The sequence below is a fragment of the Frigoribacterium sp. Leaf415 genome (genome assembly GCF_001424645.1).
Taxonomy (GTDB): Bacteria; Actinomycetota; Actinomycetes; order Actinomycetales; family Microbacteriaceae; genus Frigoribacterium.
Genome location: NZ_LMQR01000002.1, coordinates 80,000 through 105,828, shown reverse-complemented (window position 1 = coordinate 105,828; position 25,829 = coordinate 80,000). Strand labels below are relative to the sequence as shown.

General features: G+C 72.0%; 24 protein-coding genes and 2 tRNA genes. 19 read left to right on the top strand and 7 right to left on the bottom strand.

Features of this window, described 5'->3' with window-relative positions; all coding sequences use genetic code 11:
- Positions 1 to 105: 105 nt before the first annotated feature.
- The 6 genes from ASG28_RS15155 (at position 106) to ASG28_RS15130 (ending at position 6,242) form a co-directional block, all read left to right on the top strand.
- Positions 106 to 858 (top strand): SDR family NAD(P)-dependent oxidoreductase, encoded by a 753-nt coding sequence (locus ASG28_RS15155; RefSeq protein ID WP_055978000.1) that lies wholly within the window; start codon positions 106 to 108, stop codon positions 856 to 858.
- Between the two features lie 133 nt (positions 859 to 991).
- Complete coding sequence (locus ASG28_RS15150) at positions 992 to 1,669, top strand: response regulator transcription factor (RefSeq protein WP_055977997.1); 678 nt, start codon at positions 992 to 994, stop codon at positions 1,667 to 1,669.
- The gene (locus tag ASG28_RS15145) at positions 1,662 to 3,281 is read left to right on the top strand and encodes a sensor histidine kinase (protein WP_055977994.1); all 1,620 of its coding nucleotides are present in this window, start codon (positions 1,662 to 1,664) and stop codon (positions 3,279 to 3,281) included. Before ASG28_RS15150 ends, ASG28_RS15145 begins: the two co-directional genes overlap by 8 nt.
- A gap of 231 nt (positions 3,282 to 3,512) precedes the next feature.
- On the top strand, positions 3,513 to 4,169 hold the full coding sequence (locus tag ASG28_RS15140; RefSeq protein WP_055977991.1) for a PepSY domain-containing protein: 657 nt from the start codon (positions 3,513 to 3,515) through the stop codon (positions 4,167 to 4,169).
- Positions 4,170 to 4,307: 138 nt separating this feature from the next.
- Positions 4,308 to 5,183 carry an alpha/beta fold hydrolase gene (locus tag ASG28_RS15135; protein WP_055977988.1) on the top strand — a complete coding sequence of 292 codons (876 nt, stop codon included), beginning with the start codon at positions 4,308 to 4,310 and terminating at the stop codon, positions 5,181 to 5,183.
- Between the two features lie 9 nt (positions 5,184 to 5,192).
- Entirely contained in the window at positions 5,193 to 6,242 is a 1,050-nt protein-coding gene (locus tag ASG28_RS15130) for a lipoate--protein ligase family protein (protein WP_055977985.1), read from the top strand.
- Positions 6,243 to 6,312: 70 nt separating this feature from the next.
- On the opposite strand, the gene ASG28_RS15125 is transcribed toward ASG28_RS15130, so the two are convergent.
- Positions 6,313 to 6,597 carry a GNAT family N-acetyltransferase gene (locus ASG28_RS15125; RefSeq protein WP_055977982.1) on the bottom strand — a complete coding sequence of 95 codons (285 nt, stop codon included), beginning with the start codon at positions 6,595 to 6,597 and terminating at the stop codon, positions 6,313 to 6,315.
- Between the two features lie 71 nt (positions 6,598 to 6,668).
- Here ASG28_RS15125 and ASG28_RS15120 point away from each other — a divergent pair, with 71 nt between their 5' ends.
- Positions 6,669 to 7,529, top strand: coding sequence for a DNA-methyltransferase (locus ASG28_RS15120; protein WP_055977980.1), 861 nt, complete (start codon positions 6,669 to 6,671; stop codon positions 7,527 to 7,529).
- A 114-nt stretch (positions 7,530 to 7,643) separates the two neighbouring features.
- Here the strand turns inward: ASG28_RS15120 and ASG28_RS16605 are convergent, their stop codons facing one another.
- From ASG28_RS16605 to ASG28_RS15110, 3 genes are all read right to left on the bottom strand, one after another.
- Entirely contained in the window at positions 7,644 to 7,817 is a 174-nt protein-coding gene (locus ASG28_RS16605) for a hypothetical protein (protein ID WP_157485807.1), read from the bottom strand.
- A 149-nt stretch (positions 7,818 to 7,966) separates the two neighbouring features.
- Positions 7,967 to 8,563 (bottom strand): MarR family winged helix-turn-helix transcriptional regulator, encoded by a 597-nt coding sequence (locus tag ASG28_RS15115; RefSeq protein ID WP_082454799.1) that lies wholly within the window; start codon positions 8,561 to 8,563, stop codon positions 7,967 to 7,969.
- Between the two features lie 400 nt (positions 8,564 to 8,963).
- Positions 8,964 to 10,793, bottom strand: a complete 1,830-nt coding sequence (locus ASG28_RS15110; protein ID WP_235477948.1) for an MDR family MFS transporter — start codon at positions 10,791 to 10,793, stop codon at positions 8,964 to 8,966.
- A gap of 149 nt (positions 10,794 to 10,942) precedes the next feature.
- Between ASG28_RS15110 and ASG28_RS15105 the strand changes: the two genes are divergently transcribed.
- Positions 10,943 to 11,752 carry a M15 family metallopeptidase gene (locus tag ASG28_RS15105; RefSeq protein ID WP_055977976.1) on the top strand — a complete coding sequence of 270 codons (810 nt, stop codon included), beginning with the start codon at positions 10,943 to 10,945 and terminating at the stop codon, positions 11,750 to 11,752.
- 123 nt (positions 11,753 to 11,875) lie between these two features.
- Here ASG28_RS15105 and pgm read toward each other — a convergent pair whose 3' ends face one another.
- Positions 11,876 to 13,495, bottom strand: a complete 1,620-nt coding sequence (gene pgm / locus ASG28_RS15100) for a phosphoglucomutase (alpha-D-glucose-1,6-bisphosphate-dependent) (RefSeq protein WP_055977973.1) — start codon at positions 13,493 to 13,495, stop codon at positions 11,876 to 11,878.
- 69 nt (positions 13,496 to 13,564) lie between these two features.
- Between pgm and pheA the strand changes: the two genes are divergently transcribed.
- Complete coding sequence (pheA, locus tag ASG28_RS15095) at positions 13,565 to 14,518, top strand: prephenate dehydratase (RefSeq protein WP_043593582.1); 954 nt, start codon at positions 13,565 to 13,567, stop codon at positions 14,516 to 14,518.
- 34 nt (positions 14,519 to 14,552) lie between these two features.
- Here pheA and ASG28_RS15090 read toward each other — a convergent pair whose 3' ends face one another.
- Positions 14,553 to 15,578, bottom strand: coding sequence for a diacylglycerol/lipid kinase family protein (locus ASG28_RS15090; protein ID WP_054145089.1), 1,026 nt, complete (start codon positions 15,576 to 15,578; stop codon positions 14,553 to 14,555).
- Positions 15,579 to 15,676: 98 nt separating this feature from the next.
- Here ASG28_RS15090 and serS point away from each other — a divergent pair, with 98 nt between their 5' ends.
- The 3 genes from serS (at position 15,677) to ASG28_RS15075 (ending at position 17,999) form a co-directional block, all read left to right on the top strand.
- The gene (gene serS, locus ASG28_RS15085; protein WP_055977968.1) at positions 15,677 to 16,942 is read left to right on the top strand and encodes a serine--tRNA ligase; all 1,266 of its coding nucleotides are present in this window, start codon (positions 15,677 to 15,679) and stop codon (positions 16,940 to 16,942) included.
- Positions 16,939 to 17,793: an HAD family hydrolase gene (locus ASG28_RS15080; RefSeq protein WP_200925337.1), complete on the top strand. Its 855-nt coding sequence runs from the start codon at positions 16,939 to 16,941 to the stop codon at positions 17,791 to 17,793. Before serS ends, ASG28_RS15080 begins: the two co-directional genes overlap by 4 nt.
- Before the next feature lie 118 nt (positions 17,794 to 17,911).
- Positions 17,912 to 17,999: transfer RNA gene (locus tag ASG28_RS15075), tRNA-Ser, on the top strand.
- Positions 18,000 to 18,054: 55 nt separating this feature from the next.
- Here the strand turns inward: ASG28_RS15075 and ASG28_RS15070 are convergent.
- Positions 18,055 to 18,354, bottom strand: coding sequence for a hypothetical protein (locus ASG28_RS15070; protein ID WP_055977965.1), 300 nt, complete (start codon positions 18,352 to 18,354; stop codon positions 18,055 to 18,057).
- A 295-nt stretch (positions 18,355 to 18,649) separates the two neighbouring features.
- Between ASG28_RS15070 and ASG28_RS15065 the strand changes: the two genes are divergently transcribed.
- The 7 genes from ASG28_RS15065 to ASG28_RS15035 all read left to right on the top strand — a co-directional run bounded on the left by ASG28_RS15065 (position 18,650) and on the right by ASG28_RS15035 (position 25,828).
- On the top strand, positions 18,650 to 19,846 hold the full coding sequence (locus ASG28_RS15065) for a glycoside hydrolase family 6 protein (RefSeq protein WP_055977962.1): 1,197 nt from the start codon (positions 18,650 to 18,652) through the stop codon (positions 19,844 to 19,846).
- A 141-nt stretch (positions 19,847 to 19,987) separates the two neighbouring features.
- A complete protein-coding gene (locus ASG28_RS15060) occupies positions 19,988 to 21,370 on the top strand; it encodes an LCP family protein (RefSeq protein WP_082454798.1) in 1,383 nt (460 codons plus the stop codon).
- A 480-nt stretch (positions 21,371 to 21,850) separates the two neighbouring features.
- Positions 21,851 to 21,940, top strand: a tRNA-Ser gene (locus ASG28_RS15055).
- Between the two features lie 166 nt (positions 21,941 to 22,106).
- Complete coding sequence (locus ASG28_RS15050) at positions 22,107 to 22,439, top strand: hypothetical protein (protein WP_055977959.1); 333 nt, start codon at positions 22,107 to 22,109, stop codon at positions 22,437 to 22,439.
- A gap of 82 nt (positions 22,440 to 22,521) precedes the next feature.
- Complete coding sequence (locus ASG28_RS15045) at positions 22,522 to 23,721, top strand: acyl-CoA dehydrogenase family protein (protein WP_055977957.1); 1,200 nt, start codon at positions 22,522 to 22,524, stop codon at positions 23,719 to 23,721.
- Entirely contained in the window at positions 23,715 to 25,088 is a 1,374-nt protein-coding gene (locus tag ASG28_RS15040; protein WP_055977955.1) for a PIG-L family deacetylase, read from the top strand. The genes ASG28_RS15045 and ASG28_RS15040 overlap by 7 nt, the downstream gene beginning before the upstream one ends.
- Entirely contained in the window at positions 25,085 to 25,828 is a 744-nt protein-coding gene (locus ASG28_RS15035) for a glycosyltransferase (RefSeq protein WP_055977952.1), read from the top strand. Before ASG28_RS15040 ends, ASG28_RS15035 begins: the two co-directional genes overlap by 4 nt.
- The last annotated feature ends 1 nt before the right edge of the window (position 25,829 follow it).

Genomic DNA, 25,829 nt, shown 5'->3' with positions numbered 1-25,829 from the left:
ACACCTGTTGCCCGAGGGTCCCTGCGGGCGTACGGTCGCAGGCGGGCTCGTAGACGAGCCCGACCGGCCCGACGGCCGGCCCACGAACGGAGAGAGGCACACACCATGGCACGGTTCAGCGACAAGACGGCACTCGTCACCGGCGGAGGCAGCGGCATCGGCGCCGCGATCTCGCGCTCCCTGGCGGCCGAGGGCGCGTCGGTGGTCGTCACCGACATCAAGCTCGAGGCGGCGCAGGGCGTCGTCGACCAGATCGTCGCCGCCGGCGGCACGGCCGTGGCCTTCGAGCAGAACACCGCGAAGCCCGAGCAGTCCGAGGCGGCCGTCGAGTTCGCGAAGACCACCTACGGCGCCCTGCACCTCGCGGTGAACAACGCCGGCATCGGAGCCCCGGCCGCCGACATCGGCGAGTACGACATCGCCGCCTGGGACCGCGTCCGCTCGGTCGACCTCGACGGCGTCTTCTACGGCCTGCGCTACCAGCTGCCCGCCATGGTCGAGGCCGGCGGCGGCTCGATCGTCAACATGAGCTCGGTGCTCGGCTCGGTCGGCATCGCCCAGAACGCGGCCTACGTCGCCAGCAAGCACGCCCTCGTCGGCCTGACCAAGGTCGCGGCGCTCGAGTACTCGAAGCGCGGCGTCCGCACGAACGCGGTCGGCCCCGGCTTCATCGACACGCCCCTCGTGCGCGCGTCCCTCGACGGCGACGCGCTCTCGTACCTCGAGTCGCAGCACGCCACCGGCCGCCTGGGCACCGACGCCGAGGTCTCGGCGCTCGTCCTGTTCCTGCTGAGTGACGAGGCGTCGTTCGTCACGGGCAGCTACCACCTCGTCGACGGCGGCTACTCGGCGCACTGACGACGGTGTCTCAGGAGGCGCGGTGCGGGGAGTCCCGCGCCGCGCCTCCTCGGTCGGCCCGCTTCAGCCGCGCTTCAGCGCGTTCCCGCCATGATGGGCACGACGCGCACCCGGCGCGACCGAGGGAGGCCCCGTGCGCGTGCTCGTCGTCGAGGACCAGGCGACCCTGGCCGAGGGGCTTCGGCTCGGGCTCGAGGCCGAGGGCATCGCGGTCGACGTCGCCCCGACCGGCACCGACGGCCTCTGGCGCACCCGCGAGGGCACGTACGACGTGGTGGTCCTCGACATCATGCTGCCGGGCATGAGCGGCTACGCCGTCTGCCGGGCCATGCGCGAGGGCGGCGACTGGACCCCCGTCATCATGCTCACCGCCAAGGACGGCGAGTGGGACCAGGTCGAGGCCCTCGACACCGGTGCGGACGACTACCTCACCAAGCCGTTCTCCTTCGCCGTGCTGCTCGCCCGATTGCGCGCCCTGGTCCGCCGGGGTGCCCGCGAACGACCGGTCGTGCTCGAGGCCGGCGACCTGCGCCTCGACCCCGCCTCCCGCAGCGTCCACCGCGGCGACGTCGAGGTCGAGCTCACCAGCCGCGAGTTCGCGGTGCTCGAGTTCCTCATGCGTCACGCCGGCAGCGTCGTGACCAAGCGCGAGGTGCTCGACGGCGTCTGGAACGACGACTTCGAGGGCGACCCCAACATCGTCGAGGTCTACGTGCGCCACCTGCGCAACAAGGTCGACCGGCCGTTCGGCCGCGAGGCCATCGTCACGCTGCGCGGGGCGGGCTACCGTCTGGAGGCGCGGGGTGGCTGAGCGCGCCCCTCGCGTCCCGGTGCCCGGGCCCGGGCCGTCCGCCGGCACCGGGCCGTCCGCCGGCACCGGGTCGGGTCGCCCCCGGCGGGCGTCGCTGCGGTCCCGCATCACCGCGGCCGCCGTGCTCGCCGTGGCGCTGACCCTCGGGTTGTTCGCGCTCGTCTTCGCCCTCGTGCAACAGGCCGTGCTCGCCGACGGCCCACGCCGGTCCGCCTCGGCCGACGTGGACCGCGCCGTGTCGGCCCTGGCGATCGGTACGACGCCCGACGTCGCGGTCGCGGGCGAGGCGGAGGGGGCCCTCGTCGTCGTGACCGACTCCTCGGGCCGCGTGCTCGCCGCCGGGGGAGAGGACGACCTCGTCGAGTCCGCCTCGTCGCTCGCGGCGGCCGGGTCGGGTGACCGCGTGACGCTCGACGGCGACGAGTTCGTCGTCGAACGGGACGACGTCGGGGTCGAGACCACGCCGACGCCGACGCCGAGCGCGGAACCGACGCCCACGCCCACGCCCACACCGACTCCGACCGCGTCCTCGCGGTCCGGCGGCGACGACGATGACGACGCCGCGGACGACGCCGACGACGACGCCGACGACTCCACCCCGACGCCCGAGGCCACCCCCGAACCCGCCCCGACCGTGACGACCGAGTACGGCGTCGTCGCGGCGCGCTCCCTCGACGAGGCGAGCGCCGCCTCCTCGGCCAGCCTCGTGACGCTCGGCGTCGCGATCCCCGTGGCGCTGCTCGTGCTCGGCGTCACGACCTGGCTCGTGGTCGGCCGCGCACTGCGTCCGGTCGAGTCGATGCGACGCGAGGTCGACACGGTCACGGCGCAGAGCCTGTCGCACCGACTGCCCGACCCGGGCGGCAGCGACGAGATCGCCCGCCTCGCCCGCACGCTGAACGGCATGCTCGACCGGCTCGACTCGTCGGCGACGGCCCAGCGGCGCTTCGTCGGCGACGCCTCGCACGAGCTCAAGACGCCGCTCGCCACGATCAGACAGCACGCCGAGGTCGCGCTGCTGCACCCCGGCAGCATCGACGGTGCGGCCCTGGCCGGCACCGTCCTCGGCGAGGAGGCGCGGCTGACGGCGCTCGTGCAGGGCCTGTTGGTCCTCGCCAGGGCGGACGAGGGCGCCCTCGGGGTGACGCGTCGCCCGGTCGACCTCGACGATCTCGTGGTCGCCGAGACCGCCCGTCTGCGCGGCGTCGCCCGCGCCGACGGTCGCGGGCCGCTCGCCGTCGACGCCACGGCCGTCGGCCCGGCCCGCGTGGACGGCGACGAGGGGCTGCTCGGCCAGGTCGTGCACAACCTCGTGGCGAACGCGGCCCGGCACGCCGACACCCGCGTCGCCGTCGCCCTCGACGAGCGCGACGGCCGAGCCGTCCTCACCGTCGACGACGACGGGGCCGGAGTCGCCGAGGCCGACCGAGAGCGGGTCTTCGAGCGGTTCGTGCGCCTGGACGAGGCCCGCGCCCGCGACTCGGGCGGCAGCGGGTTGGGGCTGGCGATCGTCCGCGAGATCGTCCGGGTGCACGGGGGCTCGGTGTCGATCACCACGTCGCCGCTCGGTGGTGCCCGGTTCGTGGTCGACCTCCCCGCCGGGCCGGCCTGACCCGAGCGCCTCACCGGGTGTTCGGCGGGTCCCGTCCCCCCGCGGCCGGTGAGCGCCCACCCGCCGAGGGGGACGGGAACCCGCCCTGCCCGGGCGACGTGACCCGCGCCTCCTGAACGGTTCTTCAGCGGACTTCAGCACGGCTTCAGTGCCCGCTCGCGAGAGTGGGGTCCATCGGCTCGAGAGAGCGACAGACCCGGCCGCCCGGCGGCCCCACGAACGGAGCGAATCATGCTGAAGAACACCCTCACCAAGAAGAAGTCCCTGCTGATCGCCGGCGGCATCGCCGGCGTCCTCGTGCTGGGCGGCGGCGGCGTCGCCCTCGCCTCGGGGCTCGACGACGGCGTGTCCGCGCAGACCCGCGACCGGGCCCAGGCGGCGGCGCTCGCCGAGACCGGTGGCGGGACCGTGACCGAGGTGGACACCCTCGACGACGGACTCGTCGGTTACGAGGTCGAGGTCGTCCTGCCCGACGGCCGCGAGGCGAAGGTGCTGCTCGACGGCGACTACGCCGTCACCTCGAGCCGCGTCGACGACGACTCGCGCGGGTCCGGGGCCACCCCGACGCCCGTCGCGGGCGACGACCGTGACGACGACGACTCGCTCGGGTCGGACGCCACCCCGACGCCCGTCGCGGGTTCGGGGCGCGACGACTCGGTCGACGACTCGACCCGCGGCGACGACGACCTGACCGGCGCCGACTACGACCGGGCCGCGGCCGCCGCCCTCGCCGCCGCCGGTGGGGGCACGGTGACCGACGCCGACCGCAGCGACGACGCCGGCGTGGCCTACGAGGTCGACGTGCGCCTCGACGACGGCACCGAGGTCGACGTCGACCTCGACCAGGCGTTCGGCGTCGTGCGCACGGACGTCGACGCCCGCCGCTGACGGGACCGCCCTGCCCCGGGGTGCCGAGATGTCACGACTTGCCGCTCACCTTCGAACGTGAGCGGCAAGTCGTGACATCTCGACGCCGGGCCCGGGGGCCGGGGCCCGGGGGCGGGCCGGTGATGGGAGACTGAGGCCGTGCCCACCTTCTCCGCCGCCCGAGGCGACTACGAGTTCACCGACGCCCACGGCGTGACCGTGCACTACTACGTCTGGAAGGCCGCGGCGCCCAAGGCCGTGGTGCAGATCGCGCACGGCCTCGGCGAGTACGCCCTGCGCTACGACGACCTCGCGCAGGACCTCGTGCGAGCCGGCTACACGGTTTACGCGAACGACCACCTCGGCCACGGCGAGACCGGCCTCGGGCAATGGGGCGGCGACCGCACGAAGCTCGGCCGCCTCGGCCCGTCGGGGCTCCGCGGAGCGATGGAGGCGGTGGTCCGGTTGACGGGCATCGCGCGCTCCGAGAACCCCGGCTCGCCGCTCGTGCTGCTCGGGCACTCCTGGGGCTCGTTGATGGCGCAGAAGCTCGTCGACGAGGGGTCCGACCGGTTCGACGCCGTCGTGCTGAGCGGCACGGCGTACCGCATGCCCGGGAGCATGAACGCGGGCGACCTGAACGCCCGGCATGCCCACCTCGGCGACACCGGCTACGAATGGCTCAGCCGTGATCAGGCCGTGGTCGACGCCATGGCCGCCGACCCCCTCTCGGTGCAGGCGACGGCCCGGCAGCTCTTCGGCACGGCCGACACGCTGCGCCTGATGGGACGCCCGTCGACCCGGCTCGCGAGCGACCTGCCCGTGCTCGTCCTCGTCGGCGACGACGATCCGCTCGGCGGCGAGGCCAGCGCTCGCAAGCTCGCCGACGCGTACGTCAACCGCAGCCGGCTCAGCGACGTCGAGCTCGTGGTCTACCAGGGCGCCCGGCACGAGGTGTTCCGCGAGACCAACCGCGACGAGGTCGTGGCCGACCTGGTGCGCTGGCTCGACGACCGCGTGGGGCACCAGGCATAGGCTGCGTCCATGCACGGTGAGTACAAGGTCCCAGGCGGAAAGCTCGTGGTCGTCGACCTCGACGTCAGAGAAGGGCGCATCGCCGGGTTCCGTCTCGCCGGTGACTTCTTCCTCGAGCCCGACACGGCGCTCGACGCCGTCGACCGGGCGGTGAACGGCCTGCCGGTCGAGTCCGACGCGGCGACGATCGCGGCGACGATCAAGCAGGGGCTGCCGGACGACGCGGTGCTGCTGGGCTTCTCGCCCGAGGCGATCGCCGTGGCGATCCGTCGCAGCCTCTCGAAGGCGACGGACTGGCGCGACTACGACTGGCAGATCATCCACGACGCCCCGGTGTCGCCCAACGTCCACCTCGCCCTCGACCAGGTGCTCACCGAAGAGGTGGGCGCGGGTCGCCGCGGGCCGACGCTGCGCTTCTGGGAGTGGGACCAGCCGGCCGTCGTGATCGGCAGCTTCCAGTCGCTGAAGAACGAGGTCGACCTCGACGCCGCCTCGACCCACGGGTTCGAGGTCGTGCGCCGCATCAGCGGCGGTGGGGCCATGTTCATGGACGCGCAGTCGATCGTCACCTACTCGCTCTACGCCCCGGGCGAGCTCGTGCAGGGCATGAGCTTCGCCGACTCGTACGCGTACCTCGACGAATGGGTGATCACGGCGCTCAAGTCGCTCGGCATCGACGCCTTCTACCAACCGCTCAACGACATCACGAGCGCCAAGGGCAAGATCGGCGGGGCCGCGCAGAAGCGCCTGGGCAACGGGGCCCTGCTGCACCACGCCACGATGTCGTACGACATGGACGGCGACAAGATGGTGCAGGTCCTGCGCATCGGCCGCGAGAAGATGAGCGACAAGGGCACGACCAGCGCCGCCAAGCGCGTCGACCCGCTGCGCAGCCAGACGGGCCTGCCCCGCGCCGAGATCATCGAGCGCCTCAAGCAGACCTTCACCGGTCTCTACGGGGCGACCGAGGGCCACGTCACCGAGGCCGAACTCGAGAAGGCCGAGCACCTCGTCACCTCGAAGTTCGCGACGCCCGAGTGGCTGGCGCGCGTGCCCTGAGCACGCGACGGGCGCCGACGAGGCGACCCGCGCCTCCTGCCCGGCATCCGCCTCGGCGACCGGGCCGCGGTCAGCGGTCGAGCAGCTCGCGGTAGTCGACGTGGTCCTCGACGAAGTCGACCACGAACGGGCAGAGCGGCACGACGCGGAGGTCGGTGTTCGCGCGCACGTCGTCGAGGGCGCCCTGGACGAGTTGGGCCCCGAGGCCGGCCGAACGTCGGCTGGGCTCGATCTCGGTGTGGGTGAACCGGATCTCGTGGCCGACGACGTCGTAGGCCGCGAAGCCGATCGTCTCGCCGTCCTCGACGAGGGCGTACTGGTTCTGCGTGGGGCGGTTCTCTACCTCGGTGGTCATCCCGACACGCTACGCGCCCCCGGCCGGGAGTCGGGGACGTGTCGGTGCCCGGCAGGCAGCAGAATGGTCGGATGCCCCTCGACTGGACCACCGCCTCCCCGAGCCTCGTGGTCCAGGGCGACAACCTCGACGTCACGGCCCGACTGCCCGACGGCGGATTCACGATCGTCTACCTCGACCCGCCGTTCAACACGGGGCGCCAGCAGCGGCGCCGATCGACGACGTCGGTGCGCAGCGCCGAGGACTCGATCACCTCGGTGACGGGCTTCAAGGGCGTGCAGTACGAACGCATCCGCGGCGACCTGATGGGCTACGACGACCGCTTCGAGGACTACTGGTCGTTCCTCGAGCCGCGCCTGGCCGAGGCCTGGCGGCTGCTCGCCCCCGACGGCACGCTCTACCTGCACCTCGACTACCGCGAGGCGCACTACGCGAAGGTGCTGCTCGACGCCCTGTTCGGTCGGGACTGCTTCTTGAACGAGATCATCTGGGCCTACGACTACGGCGCCAAGAGCCGCAACCGGTGGCCGACCAAGCACGACACGATCCTCGTCTACGTGAAGGACCCCAAGCGGTACCACTTCGACTCGACGAGCGTCGACCGCGAGCCGTACATGGCGCCGGGGCTCGTCACGCCCGAGAAGGTCGCCCGGGGCAAGCTGCCGACCGACGTGTGGTGGCACACGATCGTGTCGCCGACGGGTCGCGAGAAGACCGGTTACCCGACGCAGAAGCCCGAGGGCGTGCTGCGCCGCATCGTGCAGGCCTCGAGCCGAGAGGGTGACTGGGTGCTCGACTTCTTCGCCGGCAGCGGCACCACCGGCGCCGTGGCGGACGCCCTCGGCCGCCGTTACCTGCTCGTCGACAGCAACGAGGAGGCGGTGGCCGTCATGCGCAGACGGCTCCCGTCGGCGCGGGTCGAGTCGGTCTGACCGCGTGCAGGTCGAGGGCCGAGACGGCCGTCGTCACCGAACCGCGGACGAACGACACCAGTTGTTCGTGGGTGAGGCTCTGCATCTGCTGGGTGGAGAGGCCCGTCGAGCCGGTCATCGGACGACTCCGAGGGCGAGCAGCAGGGCGGCGACGAGGCTGACGCTCGCGCCGGTGACGGCCGTGGCGATGACCGCCAGCGTGCGCTGGCGGGCGGTGTCGCGCACCTCCGAGAAGGCGCTGCGGGCGGGGGTGGGGCGATCGCTGCGAGCGACGTCGATCGTGGTCATGTCCTGCTCGTCTCCGGCACCCCTGCGATGCCTGGCGGAACGGTGGTGCTCGGGCTGTCAGGACACCGCCGTGAACCGGTGTCGTGGGGTCAGCCTGGCACGGTCGTGACTGGTCGATCTAGTGAGTTCACCTGCCGTTCGCACAGCGGTCAGGAAGCGGGGTGACCTGCGCTTGTCGCGTCCGCTGCATCCGCCGTGTCCGCCGCGTCCGCCGCGTCCGCCGGGTCGCCGTCGACGTGGTGGTCGTCGATCTCGATCGCGGCCGTCATGCGCTGCAGGAAGCCCACGACCACGGCGGCCTCGTCGGCGTCGAGTGACTCGGCCGTCGAGATCATGCGGGCGTGCATCGCCGCCATGGTGTCGCGTACCTCGGAGTTCGACTCGCCCGTGGCGGTCAGCAGCACGCCACGCTTGTCGGACGGGTGCGGGTGGCGCAGCATGTGCCCGCTCGCGACCAGGCGGTTGATCAGCACCGACGTCGAGGCCGAGGTGATCTTCAGCTGGGCGGCCAACTCTTTCGCGCTGACGGGATCGCCGATTCGCTGGGCCCGGAGGAGGAACCGGAGGGCCGCGAGGTCGGTGTCGTTCATCTTCATCGATTTGCGGGTGCGGGCCCGCATCGCGACCTCGGCGGCGCGGTAGGCGCGGAGGGTGTTCAGCACCGTGACGCCACGCTCTTCGGTGCTGCTGCTGTACCAATAGCCGGACGCGTCGAAGGGTGCGGCGGTGGCGTGCTGATCGGGCATGCGGCGAGTCTAGCCCACGTCGCTAGGTCGTCTAGCTAAAAAATCGAGTCTGATCAGGCGTTTTCGCGATTGTCAACCCCTGTGCCTCCGCCCGAGCCCGTTTTAGGCTGATGACGTCCGCCCCGAGTGGGCAGAGACGTCCCGCCGTGTCGATCAGAGCTTCACGCAGGGAATCGATCCGGTGGGGCGTCCCGTGACGGAGAAAGGCCGCACACCCTGAGGGTGTGCGGCCTTCGGTCGTCTCGCCTCCCGCGTGAGCTTCACGGGCAGGGAACGCCGGACACGTGACGAACCGTTCGGCACCGAAGTGCCGTCGAGGGAACGCTACCCGACACCTGCCGTGTCGCGACACCAGCTCGCGCGCATCGGGAGGAGTCCGATCACCTCGTCGGGCGCCGGATCAGGGCCGTGGCGGGGTGTCGTCACGCCGCTCGCGCGCGGGCACGACGTCGATCGAGCCGGTGTCGGGTGCGACGAGCGAGCCGGTCTGAGCGGCGGCGGCCTGGGCCGAGAGCGCGGCGTCGGCGGCCACGGCGGCTCGCGCGTCGTCGGCCGCCTCGTCGATGGCCGACTTCTGACGCAGTGGCGTGGCCTTGAGGAAGAAGCTCAGCACGAAGGCCACCAGCACGACCGCCAGGGCGACCCAGAACACGGTCACCGCCGCGTTCGCGAAGCCGTCGAGGAACGGCGCGGCGAGGCGTCGGTCGGCCGTGTTGAGGAACGACGTGTTGCCGTCGAGCGCCCCGCTGACCTGCGACGTGTCACCGTTGCCGGCCGCCTGGTAGAGCTTCAGGATCGAGGCGTTCGCCGGGTCGGTCAGCACCGACTGGTCGGCGAGGGCGGCCTGGGCTCGGCCCTGCAGGCTCGAGTCGGCGAACGCGGCGGCGATGGTCTGGGGGATGCGGCTGAACAGCACGGAGAACAGCACGGCCGTGCCGAGCGTGCCGCCGATCTGCCGGAAGAACGTCGACGCCGACGTGGCCACGCCGATGTCGCGGGCGCCGACCGAGTTCTGGGAGGCGATGGTCAGGGTCTGCATCAGCTGCCCGAGGCCCAGGCCGACGAGCAGCATGCCGATCATCATGAACCAGTACGGCTTGTCGAACGAGAGGTTCGTGAACCAGAAGAACCCGGCGGCCATGAACGCCGTGCCCGTGATCGGGAAGATCTTGTACCGGCCCGTGCGGGAGATGAGCTGGCCGGCGACGATCGACGAGATCATCAGGCCGGCGATCATCGGCAGCATCTGGAAGCCGCTCTCGGTCGGCGTCGCGCCGTTCACGAGCTGCAGGTACAGCGGCACCGTCAGCAAGGCGCCGAACATGCCGAAGCCGACGAGCACGCCGAGCACGGTCGCCATCGAGAAGGTCGGGTTGCGGAACAGCTTGAGCGGGATCAGGGCGTCGTCGCCCATCGACCGCTCGATCACGACGAACGCGACGATGCCGACGGCTCCGATCACGTAGCAGGCGAAGGCGCCGGGCGAGCTCCAGCCCCAGGTGCGGCCCTGCTCGGCTACCAGCAGCAGCGGCACGGCGGCGACGATGACCGCCGCGGCGCCGAACCAGTCGATGCGCACGTTCTCGCGTCGCTTCTGGCCCGGGATGTGCAGGAACCGCACGACGATGAACAGCGCCACGATGCCGATCGGCACGTTGATCAGGAACACCCAGCGCCAGCCGGTGACGAAGAGGATCTGGTCGGCTCCGGCGAACAGTCCGCCGACGAGTGGGCCGATGACGCTCGAGATGCCGAACACGGCCAGGAAGTAGCCCTGGTACTTGGCACGCTCACGCGGGGCGAGGATGTCGCCCATGATCGTCAGCGGCAGGGCCATCAGGCCACCGGCGCCCATGCCCTGGATGGCCCGGAAGATCGCGAGCTGGTACATGCTCTCGGAGAAGCCGGCCGCGATCGACCCCAGCAGGAAGATCGTGATGGCGATCAGGAAGAGCGGTCTCCGCCCGAAGATGTCGCTGAGCTTGCCGTAGATCGGCGTCGAGATGGTCGACACGATCAGGTAGGCGGTCGTCACCCAGGCCTGGAGGCTGAGCCCGTCGAGGTCGTCGGCGATCGTCCGCATCGAGGTGCCCACGATCGTCTGGTCGAGGGCCGAGAGGAACATGCCCGCCATCAGGCCGAAGATGACGTACAGGATCTGGCGGTGGGTCATCAGGCCCTGGCGCTCGGCGGGGGCCGTGGTCGTGGGGGCTGGGGCGGCGCTCGACATGGTGTCTCTTCTGTCTGGAAGGGGAAGGCGCGACGAGGAATTGCGCAGTACGCAAAGTTACTTCACGGGCAAGCATCCGACAACAAGAGGAATCGTCCCTCGTGGTGTCCGTCCGTGTCGATCCGGTGCTCGTGACTAGGCTCGACGCGATGTCACGCCGCCCCTCCCTGCCGCACCCCGCGGCCACCGTCCTGGCCGTCGTCCTCTCGACGGGCCTGCTGGCCGCGTGCTCGGGGGGCGCGCCCGAGCCGAGCCCGAGCACGTCGGCCGCGACCGTCTCGCCGACGCTCACCCCCACCCCGACTCCGACCGAGGAGGCGCCTCCTACGTCCCCCACGACACCCGCGTTCGACAAGGCGGCCCGGTCGGTCGACGACCCTGCCAGCCTCTGGGTGGTCAGCGACAAGCTGCGCCCCCTCGACCCGGTCGACTACGTGCCCGCCGACCTCGTGACGCCCGACGTGACACACCAGAACCCGCCGACCCTGCGAGCCGAGGCCGCCGCCGCGGTCGTCGCCATGTTCCAGGCGGGCGAGGCCGAGGGGGCCGGGGCGTTCCAGGTGCAGAGCGCGTACCGCTCGTACGACACCCAGGTGAGTGTCTACGCCGGCTGGGTCCAGCGCCTCGGGCAGGCGCAGGCCGACGCCCAGAGTGCCCGCCCCGGCTTCAGCGAACACCAGACCGGGCTCGCCCTCGACATCAGCCCCGTGCCGCTCAGCTGTGCGCTGCAGGCCTGCTTCGGCGACACGCCTCAGGGGAGGTGGCTGGCGACCAACGCGTGGCGCTTCGGGTTCTTGCTGCGCTACCCGGCCGACAAGGTGGCCGTGACCGGCTTCACCTTCGAGCCGTGGCACTTCCGGTACGTGGGCGTGCCGCTCGCCACCGAGATGCACGACACGGGCGTCACCACGCTCGAGGAGTTCTTCGGCCTGCCCGCCGCCCCCGACTACGCCGGCTGACCCCGCCCGCTTGCCTGCTGGCCGGCCTCACGAACCGCAGAACGGGCGTGTTCGTCGGACAGGGGCGACCGAAGTCGCCCGTCCGTCACGAACACGCCCGTCGGGCGGTGCGGGAGGCGCGGGTCAGGCGCCCAGCGCGGCGTCGACGATCGTCTTGGCCTCGGCCTGGACGCGGGCGAGGTGCTCGGGACCCTCGAACGACTCGGCGTAGATCTTGTAGACGTCCTCGGTGCCGCTCGGGCGGGCCGCGAACCAGGCCTTGTCGGTGACCACCTTGACGCCGCCGACGGCCGCGTCGTTGCCCGGAGCCTTGCTGAGCTTCGCCGTGATGCGGTCACCGGCGAGCTCGGTCGCCTCGATGGCGTCGCCGTCGAGCTTGCCCAGGCGGGTCTTCTGCTCTTTCGTCGCCGCCGCGTCGACGCGCTGGTAGACCGGGTCGCCGTACTCCTCGACGAGCTCGGCGTAGAGCTGCGACGGGGTCTTGCCGGTGACGGCGATGATCTCGCTCGCGAGCAGGGCCAGCAGGATGCCGTCCTTGTCGGTCGTCCAGACGGTGCCGTCCTTGCGGAGGAAGGAGGCGCCGGCGCTCTCTTCGCCGCCGAACGCGACCGAGCCGTCGACCAGGCCGGGCACGAACCACTTGAACCCGACCGGGACCTCCCACAGGCGACGCCCGTGCGACTCGGCGACCTTGTCGATGATGCTCGACGAGACGAGGGTCTTGCCGATCGCGGCGTCGTCACGCCACTCGGGACGGTGCGTGTAGAGGTAGTCGATGGCGACCGCGAGGTAGTGGTTCGGGTTCATCAGGCCGCCGTCGGGCGTGACGATGCCGTGACGGTCGGCGTCGGCGTCGTTGCCGGTCAGCACGTCGAACTCGTCCTTGCGGTGCACGACGCTGGCCATGGCCGAGGGGCTCGACGGGTCCATGCGGATCTTGCCGTCCCAGTCGAGCGTCATGAAGCGCCAGGTCGGGTCGACGCCGGGGTTCGTGACCGTGAGGTCGAGGCCGTAGACGTCGCGGATCGCGCCCCAGTACTCGACGCTCGCGCCACCGAGCGGGTCGGCGCCGATCTTCACGCCGGCCTTCTTGATGGCGTCGATGTCGATGATGTTGACGAGGTCGCCCACGTAGCCACGCAGGAAGTCGTGGCGGCCGGGCGTGCCGACGCCGCGCTTCACGTCGACGTTGCCGGCGGCGATGATCTCGTTGGCGCGGTTCGCGATCCAGTTCGTGGCATCGCTGTCGGCCGGCCCGCCGTGCGGCGGGTTGTACTTGAAGCCGCCGTCGCGGGGCGGGTTGTGGCTGGGGGTGACGACGATGCCGTCGGCCTTGTCGGTGTTCGCCGGGTCGTTGTTGTAGACCAGGATCGCGTGGCTGAGCGCGGGCGTCGGCACGTAGCCGCCCTCGGCGTCGGCCAGCACCTTCACGTCGTTGCCGGTGAGCACCTCGACCGCGGTGCGCTCGGCCGGGCCGCTGAGGATGTGCGTGTCGCGCCCGATGAACAGCGGGCCGGTGATGCCCTGGCCTGCCCGGTACTCGACGATCGCCTGCGTGATGGCGGCGATGTGGGTCTCGTTGAACGCCGCGTCGAGCGAGGAGCCGCGGTGGCCCGAGGTGCCGAAGACGACCTTCTGCTCGACCTTGCTGACGTCGGGGACGAGCTCGTAGTACGCGGCCGAGACCTCTTCGGGGTCGATCAGGTCGCTGGCTTCTGCGGGGGTTCCGGCACGGTCGGTCATGGGGACATCCTGGCACCCGGCGCCGACCTTCGTCGCGGTGCCCGGGCGGCTCTCAGTAGGCTCCTCGTCATGCCGACCCGCGCCTCCTCGACGACCTACAGCTATCTCGGGCCCGCGGGCACCTTCACCGAGGCGGCGCTCAAGCAGGTGCCCGAGGCCGTCGGAGCCACCTGGAAGAGCGTCAACAACGTCGGCGAGGCCCTGGCCGACGTCGTCTCGGGCGTCAGCACGGCCGCGATGATCGCCATCGAGAACAGCGTCGAGGGCGGCGTCAGCGCGACCCAGGACGCCCTCGCCACCGTGCCGGGCCTGCGGATCGTCGGCGAGTACCTGGTGCGCGTCAACTTCGTGCTCGTCGCCCGGCCGGGCACCCGCATCGAGGAGGTGCGGGTCGTCAACGCGCACCCGGTCGCCTACGCGCAGACCCACCGCTGGCTCGAGCGCGCCCTTCCCGGCCACGGGCACCTGCCGGCGTCGTCGAACGTCGCCGCCGCCGCGTCACTGCTCGAGGAGGGCGGGGTCGGAGGCTCCGCGGACGCCGCGGTCGCGCCTCCCGGCATCACCGACCACCACGACCTCGAGGTGCTCGCCCGCGACATCGGCGACAACGACCAGGCCGTCACGCGCTTCGTGCTGGTCAGCCGCACGGTGCCCGTGCCGCCCGCGACCGGTGCCGACAAGACGAGCCTGATCGTCGAGCTGCCGACCGACGGTTCGGGTGCCCTGGTCGACATGCTCGAGCAGTTCGCGACCCGCGGCATCAACCTCAGCCTGATCCAGTCACGGCCGATCGGCGACGCCCTCGGGCGCTACCGGTTCGTGATCGACCTCGAGGGGCACGTGCTCGACGAACGCGTCGCCGACGCCCTGCTCGGGCTGAAGCGATTCAGCCCGAGCGTGATGTTCCTCGGGTCGTACCCACGCGCCGACGGTGCCCCGGCCGAGGTCTCGCCGCGGTACGACGACGAGGCCTTCGTCGAGGCCCGCGACTGGTTGCGCGGGTTGATCAGCGGCCTGCGCTGATCGACGGCCGGCGTCGATCGGCGGCCTGCGCTGATCAGGAGTCGGCCGGCACGCGGACCGTCAGGCCGCCCGGGTCGACGACCGCGCGCAGGGCGACGGCCTTGCCGACCGAGTCGCCGTCGATCTCGAAGTCCTGGGGGGAGTCGAGGCGCACGACGAGCTTCTTGCCCTTGTTGTAACGCAGGGTGCGCACCTCGCGGCTGTTCGCGGCGAGGATGCGGCGACCGACGTGCGTGCGGCGCAGGATGCCGTTCTCCCACACGATCTTGACCCAGATCTGCACCCAGCCGAAGAATCCCTCGGGGCGCAGGGCGACGATGTCGAAGATGCCGTCGTCGATCGCGGCGTCGGGCAGCAGCATGATGTTCGCCGGCAGCAGCCCGCAGTTGCCGACGATGATCGTGTGGGCGCGCATCGACTTGCGGCCCTGGTCGTCGAGCTCGTAGCGGACGTCGATCCGGTTGTCGTCGCGCAGGGCCCGGGCGATGGCGTCGACGTAGGCGAGCCAGCCGACTCGCTTCTTCAGCTCGTCGTTGGTGTTCGCGAGCATCTTGGCGTCGAGGCCGACGCCCGCCATGACGACGAACGCCTTGGTCTCGCGAGATCCGTCCTCACGCTCGATGTCGACGACGCCGAGGTCGATGTCGCGGTCGCGACCGCTGAACGCCGTCGCGATCGAGTCGTCGAGGTTGTCGAGCGAGAGCTCGAGGTTGCGGGCCAGCAGGTTGCCCGTGCCCGAGGGCAGCAGGGCGAGGGAGGCGTCGGTGCCCTGGAGGGCCTCGGCGACCGCACGCACGGTGCCGTCGCCACCGGCGGCGATCACCATGTCGACGCCCTCGGCGAGGGCCTGCTTGGTCACCTCGCCGCCCGGGTCCTCCTTGCTGGTCTCGTAGAACGTCGTGGGGCCCCAGCCGTTCGAGAACTCGTGGCGCTGGACGGCCGTCTTGATCGCGTCGAGGTCGACCTTGATCGGGTTGTAGACGACCGCGGCGGTCTGGCGAGCCGTCTCGGGCTCGGGCGCCGAGGCGTGCTCGGCGGGGGAGGGGGAGGTGGCGGTCATGGGGCGAGCGTATTGGACGCGCCTCCGTGAGGTAACGAGAAGACGAAGGCTCGGTGGAGAACGTCTGCCGGGCAGGTGCCGTTGCCTAGGATGGGCGGGTGATCGATCCCCAGTTGCTCCGTGAATCCCCCGACCTCGTCAAGCTGAGCCAGCGGGCCCGGGGCGACTCCGAGTCGCTGGTCGACGACGCCGTGGCGGCCGACCAGGCCCGCCGCGCCGCGATCGCCGCCTTCGAAGACCTCCGCGCCGAGCAGAACGCCTTCGGCAAGACCGTCGCCAAGGCGCCGAAGGACGAGAAGAAGGCGCTCGTCGCGCAGGCGCAGCAGCTCGCCGCCCGCGTGAAGGAGGCGCAGGTCGCCTCGAACGAGGCCGATGCGGTCTTCGACACGGCCGCGCGCGGCATCGGCAACCTGATCGTCGACGGTGTGCCGTCGGGCGGCGAAGAGAACTTCGTGACGCTCCGTGAGCACGGCACCCGCCCCTCCTTCGATTTCGAGCCGCTCGACCACGCCGACCTCGGCGAGAAGCTCGGCGCGATCGACATCAAGCGCGGCACGAAGGTGTCGGGCTCGCGCTTCTACTTCCTGCGGGGCATCGGGGCGCGCCTCGAGCTCGGCCTGATGAACATGGCCCTCGACCTCGCGCTGAAGAACGACTTCACGCCGCTGATCACCCCCACGCTCGTGCGGCCCGAGGTCATGGCGGGCACCGGGTTCCTGGGGTCGCACGCCGACGAGGTCTACCACCTGCCCGCCGACGACCTGTACCTGACCGGCACGAGCGAGGTCGCGCTCGCCGGGTACCACTCCGACGAGATCCTCGACGTCGAGGCGGGCCCGATCCGCTACGCCGGCTGGTCGACCTGCTACCGCCGCGAGGCCGGGGCCGCCGGCAAGGACAACCGGGGCATCCTGCGCGTGCACCAGTTCAACAAGCTCGAGATGTTCAGCTACGTGCACCCCGACCAGGCCGAGGCCGAGCACGACGCGCTCGTGGGCTTCCAAGAGGCCATGCTGCAGGCGCTCGACCTGACCTACCGGGTCATCGACGTCGCGGCCGGCGACCTCGGCTCGAGCGCCGCGCGCAAGTTCGACATCGAGGCCTGGGTGCCGACGCAGGGCACCTACCGCGAGCTCAGCAGCACGTCGAACTGCACCACGTTCCAGGCCCGCCGGCTCGACACCCGCTACCGCACCGAGAGCGGCAAGACGGCGCCGGTCGCCACGCTGAACGGCACCCTGGCGACCACGCGCTGGCTCGTCGCGATCCTCGAGACGCACCAGCAGGCCGACGGTTCGGTGGTCGTGCCCGAGGCGCTGCGCGGCTACCTCGGCGGCCTCGAGGTCATCGAGCCGGTCGCATGAGCCAGGCAGCCGCCGCACCCCGGCCCGACGACGAGCCCGTGGCCGCCGCCGACCGGTGGCTCGTCGCCCTCGACGTCGACGGCACGATCATGCCCGAGGACGGCACGATCTCCGAGGCCGTCCTGGGCGAGATCACGCGCCTCCACGACCAGGGTCACCAGGTCATGATCGCGACCGGGCGGTCGGTGTCGATGACGCTGCCGGTGATGGAGCGCCTCGGCCTCGTCTCGGACTACGTCGTCTGCGCGAACGGCGCGATCACCCTGGGTCGTGACGAGTCGGCCCCGACCGGGTACCGCCGCGTGCACGTGGAAGAGTTCGACCCGACCCAGGTGCTCTCGACGATCCGCGAGGCCCTGGCCGACGCCGGGGCCGGCTACGCCGTCGAAGACCAAGAGGGTCTGCTGCGGTACTGCGGGTCGTTCCCCGCCGCGGCGGCCGCGCTGAACGCCGAGAAGGTCGGGTTCGACGACCTCGTCGGCCGGCCCGCGACCCGTGTCGTCGTCGTCTCGCCCGACCACGACACCGAGGACTTCCTCACCGCCGTCGAGCGCATGGGCCTGCAGCACGTGAACTACAACGTCGGCTGGACGGCCTGGCTCGACATCGCCCCCGACGGCGTCACGAAGGCGACCGCCCTCGAGCGCGTGCGGCAGTGGCTCGACGTGCCGCGGTCGCAGGTGCTGGCCGCGGGTGACGGGCGCAACGACATCGACATGCTGCGCTGGGCCGCCGGCGAGGGGCGCGGGGTCGCCATGGGCCAGGCGCCCGACGACGTCGCCGCCGTGGCCAACGAGCAGACGTCGAGCGACCTGGACGACGGGCTCGCCGAGGTGCTCGCGACGCTCTGAGCCGGTAGACTCGGGCCCGGTTGCCGGGTGCTCGCATCCCGCCACGAAATGGACACGACGCCACGCTTAGAGCTGGCGTGGTGACCACATCGTGGTGGCGTAGCTCACCAGGCCACCGGGAGGGCTGTCCGAGCGGCCGATGGAGCTTGTCTTGAAAACAAGTGGGCAGAGATGTCTCGTGGGTTCGAATCCCACGCCCTCCGCCAGACGGGTCGCGCGTTCCGCAGGTGACGCGACCCGCGCCTCCTGGGGTGGACGGGGCTAGGCCTTGGCGGCGGCGTAGGTGGCGAAGGCCTCACCGATCAGGGTGCTGAGCTCGCGCCACGTCGTGTCGTCGACCGAGACGGCGGAGTCGCCGTCGACGAAGCCCGCGTGCTTGTGGAGCACGTCCGACCCGACCGCGGGGAGCACGTAGAAGTCGCGGGTCCAGTCGTCGGTGTCTTCGATGACGGGGGCGCGGTACCAGTCGAGGTAGCCGTCGAAGACGTCGTTGCGCTCGTCGCCCTTGAGCCAGGTCTCGACCGAGTCCCGCCACGCGTCTCGGTTGGTCTCGCCGTTCATGTGGTCCTCCGGGGCCTGGTGCGTGCGGGAGCGTCCGCGACCGCCGGTCCAGTGTCCCAGGTCGGTCGCCGCGAGGGCCGCCGCGGGGACCGCCCCGGGTGTGGTGTCGGAAACCGCCGGGGGCCCTTTCCGCTCCCGTGCCCCCCGAAGTGGAACGCCCCGTCCCCCCGAACAGGGACTGAACGCCGCCACGACCCCGTGTTGCACTGTTCGAGCCTCCCGCTGCGGCCACGCACCGACAGGCACCCCGGAGGGGCCGAACGCCCTCCGGCCCCTCGACACCAGGACCGCACCCATGACCCACCTGACCCCGACGACGCGCGCCGCCGTCGTCATCGGCGTCGCCGTCGCCCTGACGGCCGGCCTCGCGGTCGCTCCTGCGCGAGCGGACGCCGCCCCCGTCGAGCCCCGGTCGACCTCGGTCGCGGCACCGCCCACGAATGCCTCCGGCGCGGCCGTGCGCTCGTCGAAGTCGGCCGAGCGTGCCATCGCCGCGTTCACCTCGCGCGGGGGGCGCGGGACATCCGGGTCGCCGGACCCCGCCGCGTCGTCGGTTCCGACGGTCCCGACGGTGACGCCGACCGTCGCGCCGCAGACCATCCGCACCTCACCGAGCACGACCTTGTTCCGTGGCGGCCTGTACGTCGACCCCAACGGTGAGGCGGCGCGCGCCGCGACCACGCTGTCCTCACAGGGCCGGACGGCCGAGGCCGCGGCGGCCCGCACGATCGCGCAGCAGCCGATCGCGACCTGGCTCGGCAGCTGGCTGACCGACGCTCAGCTCGTGAAGAAGATCGACGGCACGGTCGCCGCCGCCGAGAAGGTCGGCACGACGCCCGTCTTCGTCACCTACAACATCCCCAACCGCGACTGCGGCAGCCACTCGGCCGGCGGCTCCGCCGACAACGCGGCCTACCTGCGGTGGAACGCCCTCGTCGCGTCCCGTCTGGCCGGCCACCGGGTCGCCGTGATCGTCGAGCCCGACGCCCTCTCGCTCATCAGCAACTGCCCCGAGCAGACCGGTGGGCGCGAGGCCACCATCGCCTCGGCCGTCGCGACCCTCGCGGACGCGGGCGTCCCGGCGTACATCGACGCCGGCAACTCGAACTGGGTGCCGCCGCAGACCATGGCCGCACGCCTCGAGGCCGCGGGCGTGGACCGGGCCCGGGGCTTCGCGACCAACGTCTCGAACTACTACCCGGTCGAGTCCGAGAAGGCGTACGCCGAGAAGGTGTCGCAGGCGACAGGAGGCGCGCGCTACGTGATCGACACGTCACGCAACGGTCGCGGCTGGAAGGGCACCTGGTGCAACGCCCCCGGCGCCGGCCTGGGAGCCGCGCCCTCGGTGCAGAACGGTTCGACGAAGCTCGACGCCCTGCTCTGGATCAAGACGGCCGGAGCGAGCGACGGGCAGTGCAACGGTGGACCCGCGGCCGGTCAGTGGTTCGCGTCGTACGCCGTCCAACTCGTCGCGAACCGTGCGGCCGGTTGAGTCCAGGCGCCGGCCCAGGGCCGTCTGCGTAGACTCTCCTTCTGCCCGTACACCGAACGGTGCACGTCCGCCCGCTCGATCCACGAGTTCTCTCGAGTCCGAGCGAGCGGCCAGTGCCTTCGATGACCGAGAGGACACCGCGTGAGCGACCTTCGCGACCGATCCGGCCGTGGCCGCCGAGCCGCCCGACCCGAGGGAACCTCCTCCGGCCGCCGTGCCACCCCGTCGACGACGGGAGTCGCCCGTCACGGACGGCTGAAGAGCGGAGGCCCGGTGCGGGCCGTCACGAAGGTGGTCGCCGCCTCCGTGGCCGTGCTGCTCGTCAGCGGAGCCTCGGTCGGCGCGATCGCGGCGTACCAGGTGCGCAGCGACCTCGGCACGGGGGTCCAGCTGCAGGCCGCCCAGGGCGAGACCACCAAGCCCGCGCCTCCGTCGATCAGCGAGTACGAGGGCGGATTCAACATCCTCGTCGTCGGGACGGACAACGACGCCAGCCAAGATCAAGGTGCTTTCGGCGAACGTGACGCCACCCTGAACGACGTCAACATCCTGCTGCACGTCTCGGCCGACCACAGCAACGCGACGGCCGTCAGCATCCCGCGCGACATGGTCGTGCCCATCCCGTCGTGTGCGAAAGAGGACGGCTCGGGGTACTACTCGGCGATGTCGGCGCGGCCGATCAACGAGGCCTACTCGTACGGCGGGCTGAGCTGCGTCGCCTCGACCGTGTCGAGCCTGACCGGTCTCGACATCCCCTTCGCGGGCATGATCTCGTTCAACGGCGTCATCGAGATGTCGAACGCCATCGGCGGGGTGCCGGTCTGCGCCGCCACCCCCATCAAAGACCGCTACACGGGTCTCGACATCCCGGCCGGCGAGTCCGTGCTGTCCGGGGCCGACGCCCTGGCCTTCCTGCGCACCCGCCACGGCGTGGGAGACGGGTCCGACCTCGGCCGCATCAGCAGCCAGCAGGTCTACCTCTCGTCGCTGCTGCGGACGGTGAAGAGCGCCGACACCCTCAGCAACCCCACGAAGCTCTACTCGCTTGCCCGTGCCGCGGCCAGCAACATGACCCTGTCCGACCAGCTGACGAAGATCGACACCATGGTGCAGATCGGCCTCGCGCTGCGAGACCTGCCCCTCGACTCCGTCAACTTCGTCCAGTACCCCGGCACGACCGGTGGCTCGGGCGTCTACGAGGGCAAGGTGCAGCCCGACAAGGCCGTGGCGACCCAGCTCTTCGACGCGATCAAGAACGATGTCCCGTTCTCGATCCCCGAGGGCAGCACCGGCATCGGCTCCGAGACCACCGCCACGGGTGACGGAACGGCGGCGAGCCAAGCTCCGGCCGCACCGGCCGAGACGGCTGCTCCGGCCGACACGGCTGCGCCGGCCGACACGGCTGCCCCCACCGACCCGGGCGCGGGAGCGGCGACCACGCCGCCGACGACCGAGGTCATCGAGGGCCTCACCGGTCAGACGGCGGCCGACCAGACCTGCTCGGTGGCCTTCGGTTCGAACTAGGCGCGCGGCTGAGAAGTCGTCCCGGCGAGTAACCAGCTCGCCGGGACGACCGGTGACCTCAAGCGGCGGCCCGAACCGGCACGCATGAGAACCCCGCGATGCCGGGATCAGGGGTGCGGCACCGTGGGGGGTGTGGAGGCCGGCGTCGATGCCGGCGGCGAGCCCCTCGGGCGCAGCCGTTCGGGTGCGGCGCTCGATGATGGGGCACGTGACGCGACGACTGTCGGGGGGGCGTGTTCGGCAAGGGTGAACGGGCTCGTGCTGTCGAGCCACTGCCCCTCGGCCGTCGTCGGCGTCAGGGGTACTCTATGTGTCGGCACAAATGCCGACAAGCCGATCACGCCCCCCAGAGCGGGTGGGGCACGGGTGGTTCTGTCCACGCCCCTCTGCGTCCGACGTCCGACCGGCTCCGGGCCCCGTTTCGGCATCTGGCCCTCGGGCCGCTATGCTGGTCCCTGCGCGTTCGCTCGCGAGCCGCATGGAGCCGTCGCATAGTTCGGCCTAGTGCACCACCCTGCTAAGGTGGAGTTCCCTTTGTGGGAACCGTGGGTTCAAATCCCACCGGCTCCGCGGAAAGCCACGTCGGTTCTCTCTCTCGCCAGAGATGTTCCGGGGTGGCTTTTCTTCTGCCCGCTCTCGGATGGCCCGGCGTCCCCCGGTGCGGTGCCCTCCCAGACGCCTGCGGCGTAGCGTGACCGGTGACGACGTGTCGTCTCGACTACAGGGAGATCCACCGGTGAAACGCATCCACTACGCCGACGAGTACCTGGTCACCGGCGACGCGATCGCGGCGGCCGTCGTCGAGTACGCGCGGGCACTGGCCATGCAGAACGAGTCCGACATGGTCGACCTGCCGGGCATGGACCGTGGTGGCGTCCACCAGCGGTTCCAGATCCTGCTCGGCCCGGCGAGCCAGATGCTCGTCTCCGAAGAGCAGACCGACGAGGCAGAGATCGACGACGACCACCTGGTCGACGACATCGGGGGCCGCATCGGCCGGCTGCGGCGCGTCGAACCCCAGACGAGCGATCCCACCGACGGCATCCCCCTGGACGCCGACGAGTTCTGAGTCCTGCCGCGTCGACGACACCTGTCGCCGGGTCGGTGTCGAGGCCCCGCGTGAGGCCGGTCGACCGACTAGCGTCGGGAAGATGAGTACTCCTGCGCCCGCGCGCCCCGCTGCGACCGTCGTCCCGGTCACCCTGGGAGGCGCGGGCCCGGTCGTCGGGACCGCCACCGCTCTCGTCGTCGAGCGGCTGCGATCCGGTGCTGCGCCGACGGTCGACGAGGCCCTCGACCTCGCGGTCGAGCTCGGTCGACACGGCGCCCTGCCCGGACTCGGATCGACGGCCGACCTCTGGCAGGCCCTGGCCACGCTCGCCGCGCACGACCTCGGTGCGGCGCGAGCCGTCGAGCCGCACCTCGACGCGCTCGCCATCCTCGACCAGCACGCCGAGGACGTCGCCGCGACGTCCCCCGAGACCCTGCCCGACGAGGACGAGGACGATGGCGAAGGGTCCGCGCTGCCCGCCCGCGCCCGCACCGACGACTCCTTCACCTGGGGCGTGTTCGCCGCCGAAGGCCCCGGCGTCCGCCTCGAGGGCACGCGTCGCTCCGGAGCCTCCGGAGCCTCCGGCGCCTGGTCGCTGACGGGCACGAAGCCCTGGTGCTCGCTCGCGGGCACGGTCGACGGCGCCCTGGTCACCGCCTGGGTCGGCGACGAGCGTCGGTTGTTCTCGGTCGACCTCCGCCAGCCGGGCGTCACCGTCACCGCCGACGCCTGGCACGCCCGAGGCCTGGTCGAGATCCCGTCCGGCCCGGTCGACTTCGCCGACGTCGAGGCGCACGAGGTCGGTGCTCCCGGCTGGTACCTCGAGCGTCCCGGCTTCTCGTGGGGCGGCATCGGCGTCGCGGCGTGCTGGTACGGCGGCGCGGTCGGGGTGGCGCGCACGCTGCTCGCCGCGGCGGTGACCGCCTCGTCGCGCGCGCCGGAGCGCCCGGCCGACCCGCACCTCCTGCAGGCACTCGGCCTCGTCGACACGCGGCTGGCCGACGCACGCCGGGCGCTGGTCGAGGCCGCCGACCTCGTCGACGCCGGTGAGGCGACCGGTGAGGCGGGCCGGTTGCTCGCCAAGCGCGTCCGCGGGACGGTCGCGCACGCCTGCGACGAGGTGCTGGCCCGGGCGTCCCGTGCGCTCGGCCCCGCGCCGCTGGCCACCGACGCCGCCCACGCCAAGCGCGTCGCCGACCTCGAGCTCTACCTCCGCCAGCACCACGGCGAACGCGACGACGCGTCGCTGGGTCAGACGGTGCTCCGCGACGCCGTCCGCGACGGGCTCCCCACGTGGTGAGCTTCGACGGTCGCGCGCCGGGGACCCCGGTCGAGACCTGGGAGGCCGACCCGCGCCTCCTCGGCCTGCCGCCGCTCGACGGCGCCGTCGACCCGTCCGCGGCGTCGCGCCTCGTCGTGCTGGCCGCCCACCCCGACGACGAGACCCTCGGCGCCGGCGGGCTGATCGCCGACGCGGCCGCCCGCGGCGTCCCGGTCACGGTCGTCGTGGTCACCGACGGCGCCGCCTCGCACCCCGGCTCGAGCACGAGCGCCGAGGACCTCGTCGCGACGAGGGCCGAGGAGGCGCGGGTCGCGGTCCACCTGCTGGGTCACGACGTCGAGCTGGTGCAGTGGAGCATCGCGGACGGGGCGGTCCGCGAGGCCCGCGCCGAGATCACGGAGCGGCTGCGGCCCCTGCTGCCCGGACCGGGTGGCCTGCTCGTGGCGCCTTGGCGCGGGGACGGCCACCGGGACCACCGCGTGCTCGGCGAGATCGCCGCCGAGCTGGTGGCCGAGGGGGACCAGGCCGGCACGACGCTGCTCGAGTACCCGATCTGGCTGTGGCACTGGGGTTCGCCCGACCACCCCGACGTGCCCTGGCCGTCGCTGCGGCTGTCGTCCCTGGACGCCGTCGCCGACGCCGCGAAGCGCTCGGCCCTCGCGGCGTACGTCTCGCAACGACGACCACTCTCGGACGCGCCCGAGGACGCCCCCGTGCTGCACCCGGTGTTCGAGCGGCACTTCGCCCGCGGGCGCGAGGTGTTCGTGGTGGCCGAGCCGGCGTCGGGCCCGGCGACCGAGGCCACGTTCGACCGGACGCACGCCCGACGCGCCGACCCGTGGCGGGTCACGACGCGCTGGTACGAGCGCCGCAAGCGCGCCCTCACGGTGGCGTCGCTGCCGCGTGAGCGCTACGGCCGCGTGCTCGAGGTGGGCTGCTCGATCGGCGTCCTGACCGGCGACCTGGCCCCCGCGGCGGACCGCCTGCTGGCCCTCGACGTGTCGTCGGTCGCCGTGCAGGCCGCGCGCGAACGGCTGGCGAACCTGCCGCACGTCACGGTCGAGCAGGCCGACGCCGCCGCGGACTACCCGTCGGGCACCTTCGACCTCGTCGTGCTCAGCGAGGTCGGCTACTACCTCGCCCCCGAGGCGTTCGGACGGCTCGTGGACTCGATCGTCGACGGCCTGGCCGACGACGGCGACGTCGTCGCCTGCCACTGGACCCAGCCCGAGGGCGATTTCCGGCAGAGCGCGGACGACGTCCATGCCCGGCTGGGGGCCGACCCGCGCCTCCACCGGGTCTCGCACCACGTCGAGGGCGACTTCGTGCTCGACGTCTTCTCTCGGGACCCCCGGTCGGTCGCCGAGCGGACGGGACTGCGATGAGCGACGCCCACGTGCGCCCGGCCCCGACGCGTCCCGTGCGGGCCGTCGCGGTGGTCGTCCCCGCGCACGACGAGGAGGAACTCGTCTCGCGCGCCCTCGACGGCATCGACGTCGCCCGACGGCACACGGCCCGGACCCGTCCGGAGGTGCGGGTCGTCGTCGTCCTCGTGGCCGACGCCTGCACCGACGGCACGGTCGCGGCCTCCCGTGCGCACCCTCGCGTGACCGTCGTCGAGATCGAGGCCCGTGGGGTCGGCGTCGCCCGGGCCGTCGGAGTCGACGTCGCCCTGGACGAGCTCGGCGTCCCCTCGGGCACCCTGCCGCTCGACGCGGTGTGGCTCGCCTGCACCGACGCCGACTCGGTCGTGCCGCCGGGCTGGATCGACGACCAGCTCGACCGCGCGGCGTCGGGTGCCGACGTCGTGATCGGCACCGTCCGCCCGGACTTCGCCGACCTCTCGCCGCGCCAGATCGCGGCCTGGACCGCCCGGCACACGCCCGGGCGGCCGAACGGCCACGTGCACGGCGCCAACCTCGGCGTACGGGCCTCGTCGTACCGGGCCGTCGGCGGGTTCGCCCCGATCGACCTGCACGAGGACAACGTCCTCGTCGACCGGCTGCGCGACGCCGGCGCGACCCTCGTCGCGTCGGACGTCGGCGAGGTGCTGACCTCGGGGCGTCGCGACGGACGCACGTCGGGCGGCTACGCGGGGTACCTCGCCGTGGACCTGCTCGCCTGAC

Excerpts from the sequence above, each read along its gene's own strand:
- pgm (WP_055977973.1), bottom strand. The coding sequence starts at position 13,495 with ATGACCGACCGTGCCGGAACCCCCGCAGAAGCCAGCGACCTGATCGAC.
- pheA (WP_043593582.1), top strand. The coding sequence starts at position 13,565 with ATGCCGACCCGCGCCTCCTCGACGACCTACAGCTATCTCGGGCCCGCG.
- ASG28_RS15070 (WP_055977965.1), bottom strand. The coding sequence starts at position 18,354 with ATGAACGGCGAGACCAACCGAGACGCGTGGCGGGACTCGGTCGAGACC.
- ASG28_RS16605 (WP_157485807.1), bottom strand. The coding sequence starts at position 7,817 with ATGACCACGATCGACGTCGCTCGCAGCGATCGCCCCACCCCCGCCCGC.
- ASG28_RS15080 (WP_200925337.1), top strand. The coding sequence starts at position 16,939 with ATGAGCCAGGCAGCCGCCGCACCCCGGCCCGACGACGAGCCCGTGGCC.
- ASG28_RS15140 (WP_055977991.1), top strand. The coding sequence starts at position 3,513 with ATGCTGAAGAACACCCTCACCAAGAAGAAGTCCCTGCTGATCGCCGGC.
- ASG28_RS15130 (WP_055977985.1), top strand. The coding sequence starts at position 5,193 with ATGCACGGTGAGTACAAGGTCCCAGGCGGAAAGCTCGTGGTCGTCGAC.
- ASG28_RS15035 (WP_055977952.1), top strand. The coding sequence starts at position 25,085 with ATGAGCGACGCCCACGTGCGCCCGGCCCCGACGCGTCCCGTGCGGGCC.
- ASG28_RS15155 (WP_055978000.1), top strand. The coding sequence starts at position 106 with ATGGCACGGTTCAGCGACAAGACGGCACTCGTCACCGGCGGAGGCAGC.
- ASG28_RS15090 (WP_054145089.1), bottom strand. The coding sequence starts at position 15,578 with ATGACCGCCACCTCCCCCTCCCCCGCCGAGCACGCCTCGGCGCCCGAG.
- ASG28_RS15105 (WP_055977976.1), top strand. The coding sequence starts at position 10,943 with ATGTCACGCCGCCCCTCCCTGCCGCACCCCGCGGCCACCGTCCTGGCC.
- ASG28_RS15120 (WP_055977980.1), top strand. The coding sequence starts at position 6,669 with ATGCCCCTCGACTGGACCACCGCCTCCCCGAGCCTCGTGGTCCAGGGC.
- ASG28_RS15110 (WP_235477948.1), bottom strand. The coding sequence starts at position 10,793 with ATGTCGAGCGCCGCCCCAGCCCCCACGACCACGGCCCCCGCCGAGCGC.
- ASG28_RS15045 (WP_055977957.1), top strand. The coding sequence starts at position 22,522 with ATGAGTACTCCTGCGCCCGCGCGCCCCGCTGCGACCGTCGTCCCGGTC.
- ASG28_RS15125 (WP_055977982.1), bottom strand. The coding sequence starts at position 6,597 with ATGACCACCGAGGTAGAGAACCGCCCCACGCAGAACCAGTACGCCCTC.
- ASG28_RS15065 (WP_055977962.1), top strand. The coding sequence starts at position 18,650 with ATGACCCACCTGACCCCGACGACGCGCGCCGCCGTCGTCATCGGCGTC.
- ASG28_RS15115 (WP_082454799.1), bottom strand. The coding sequence starts at position 8,563 with ATGCCCGATCAGCACGCCACCGCCGCACCCTTCGACGCGTCCGGCTAT.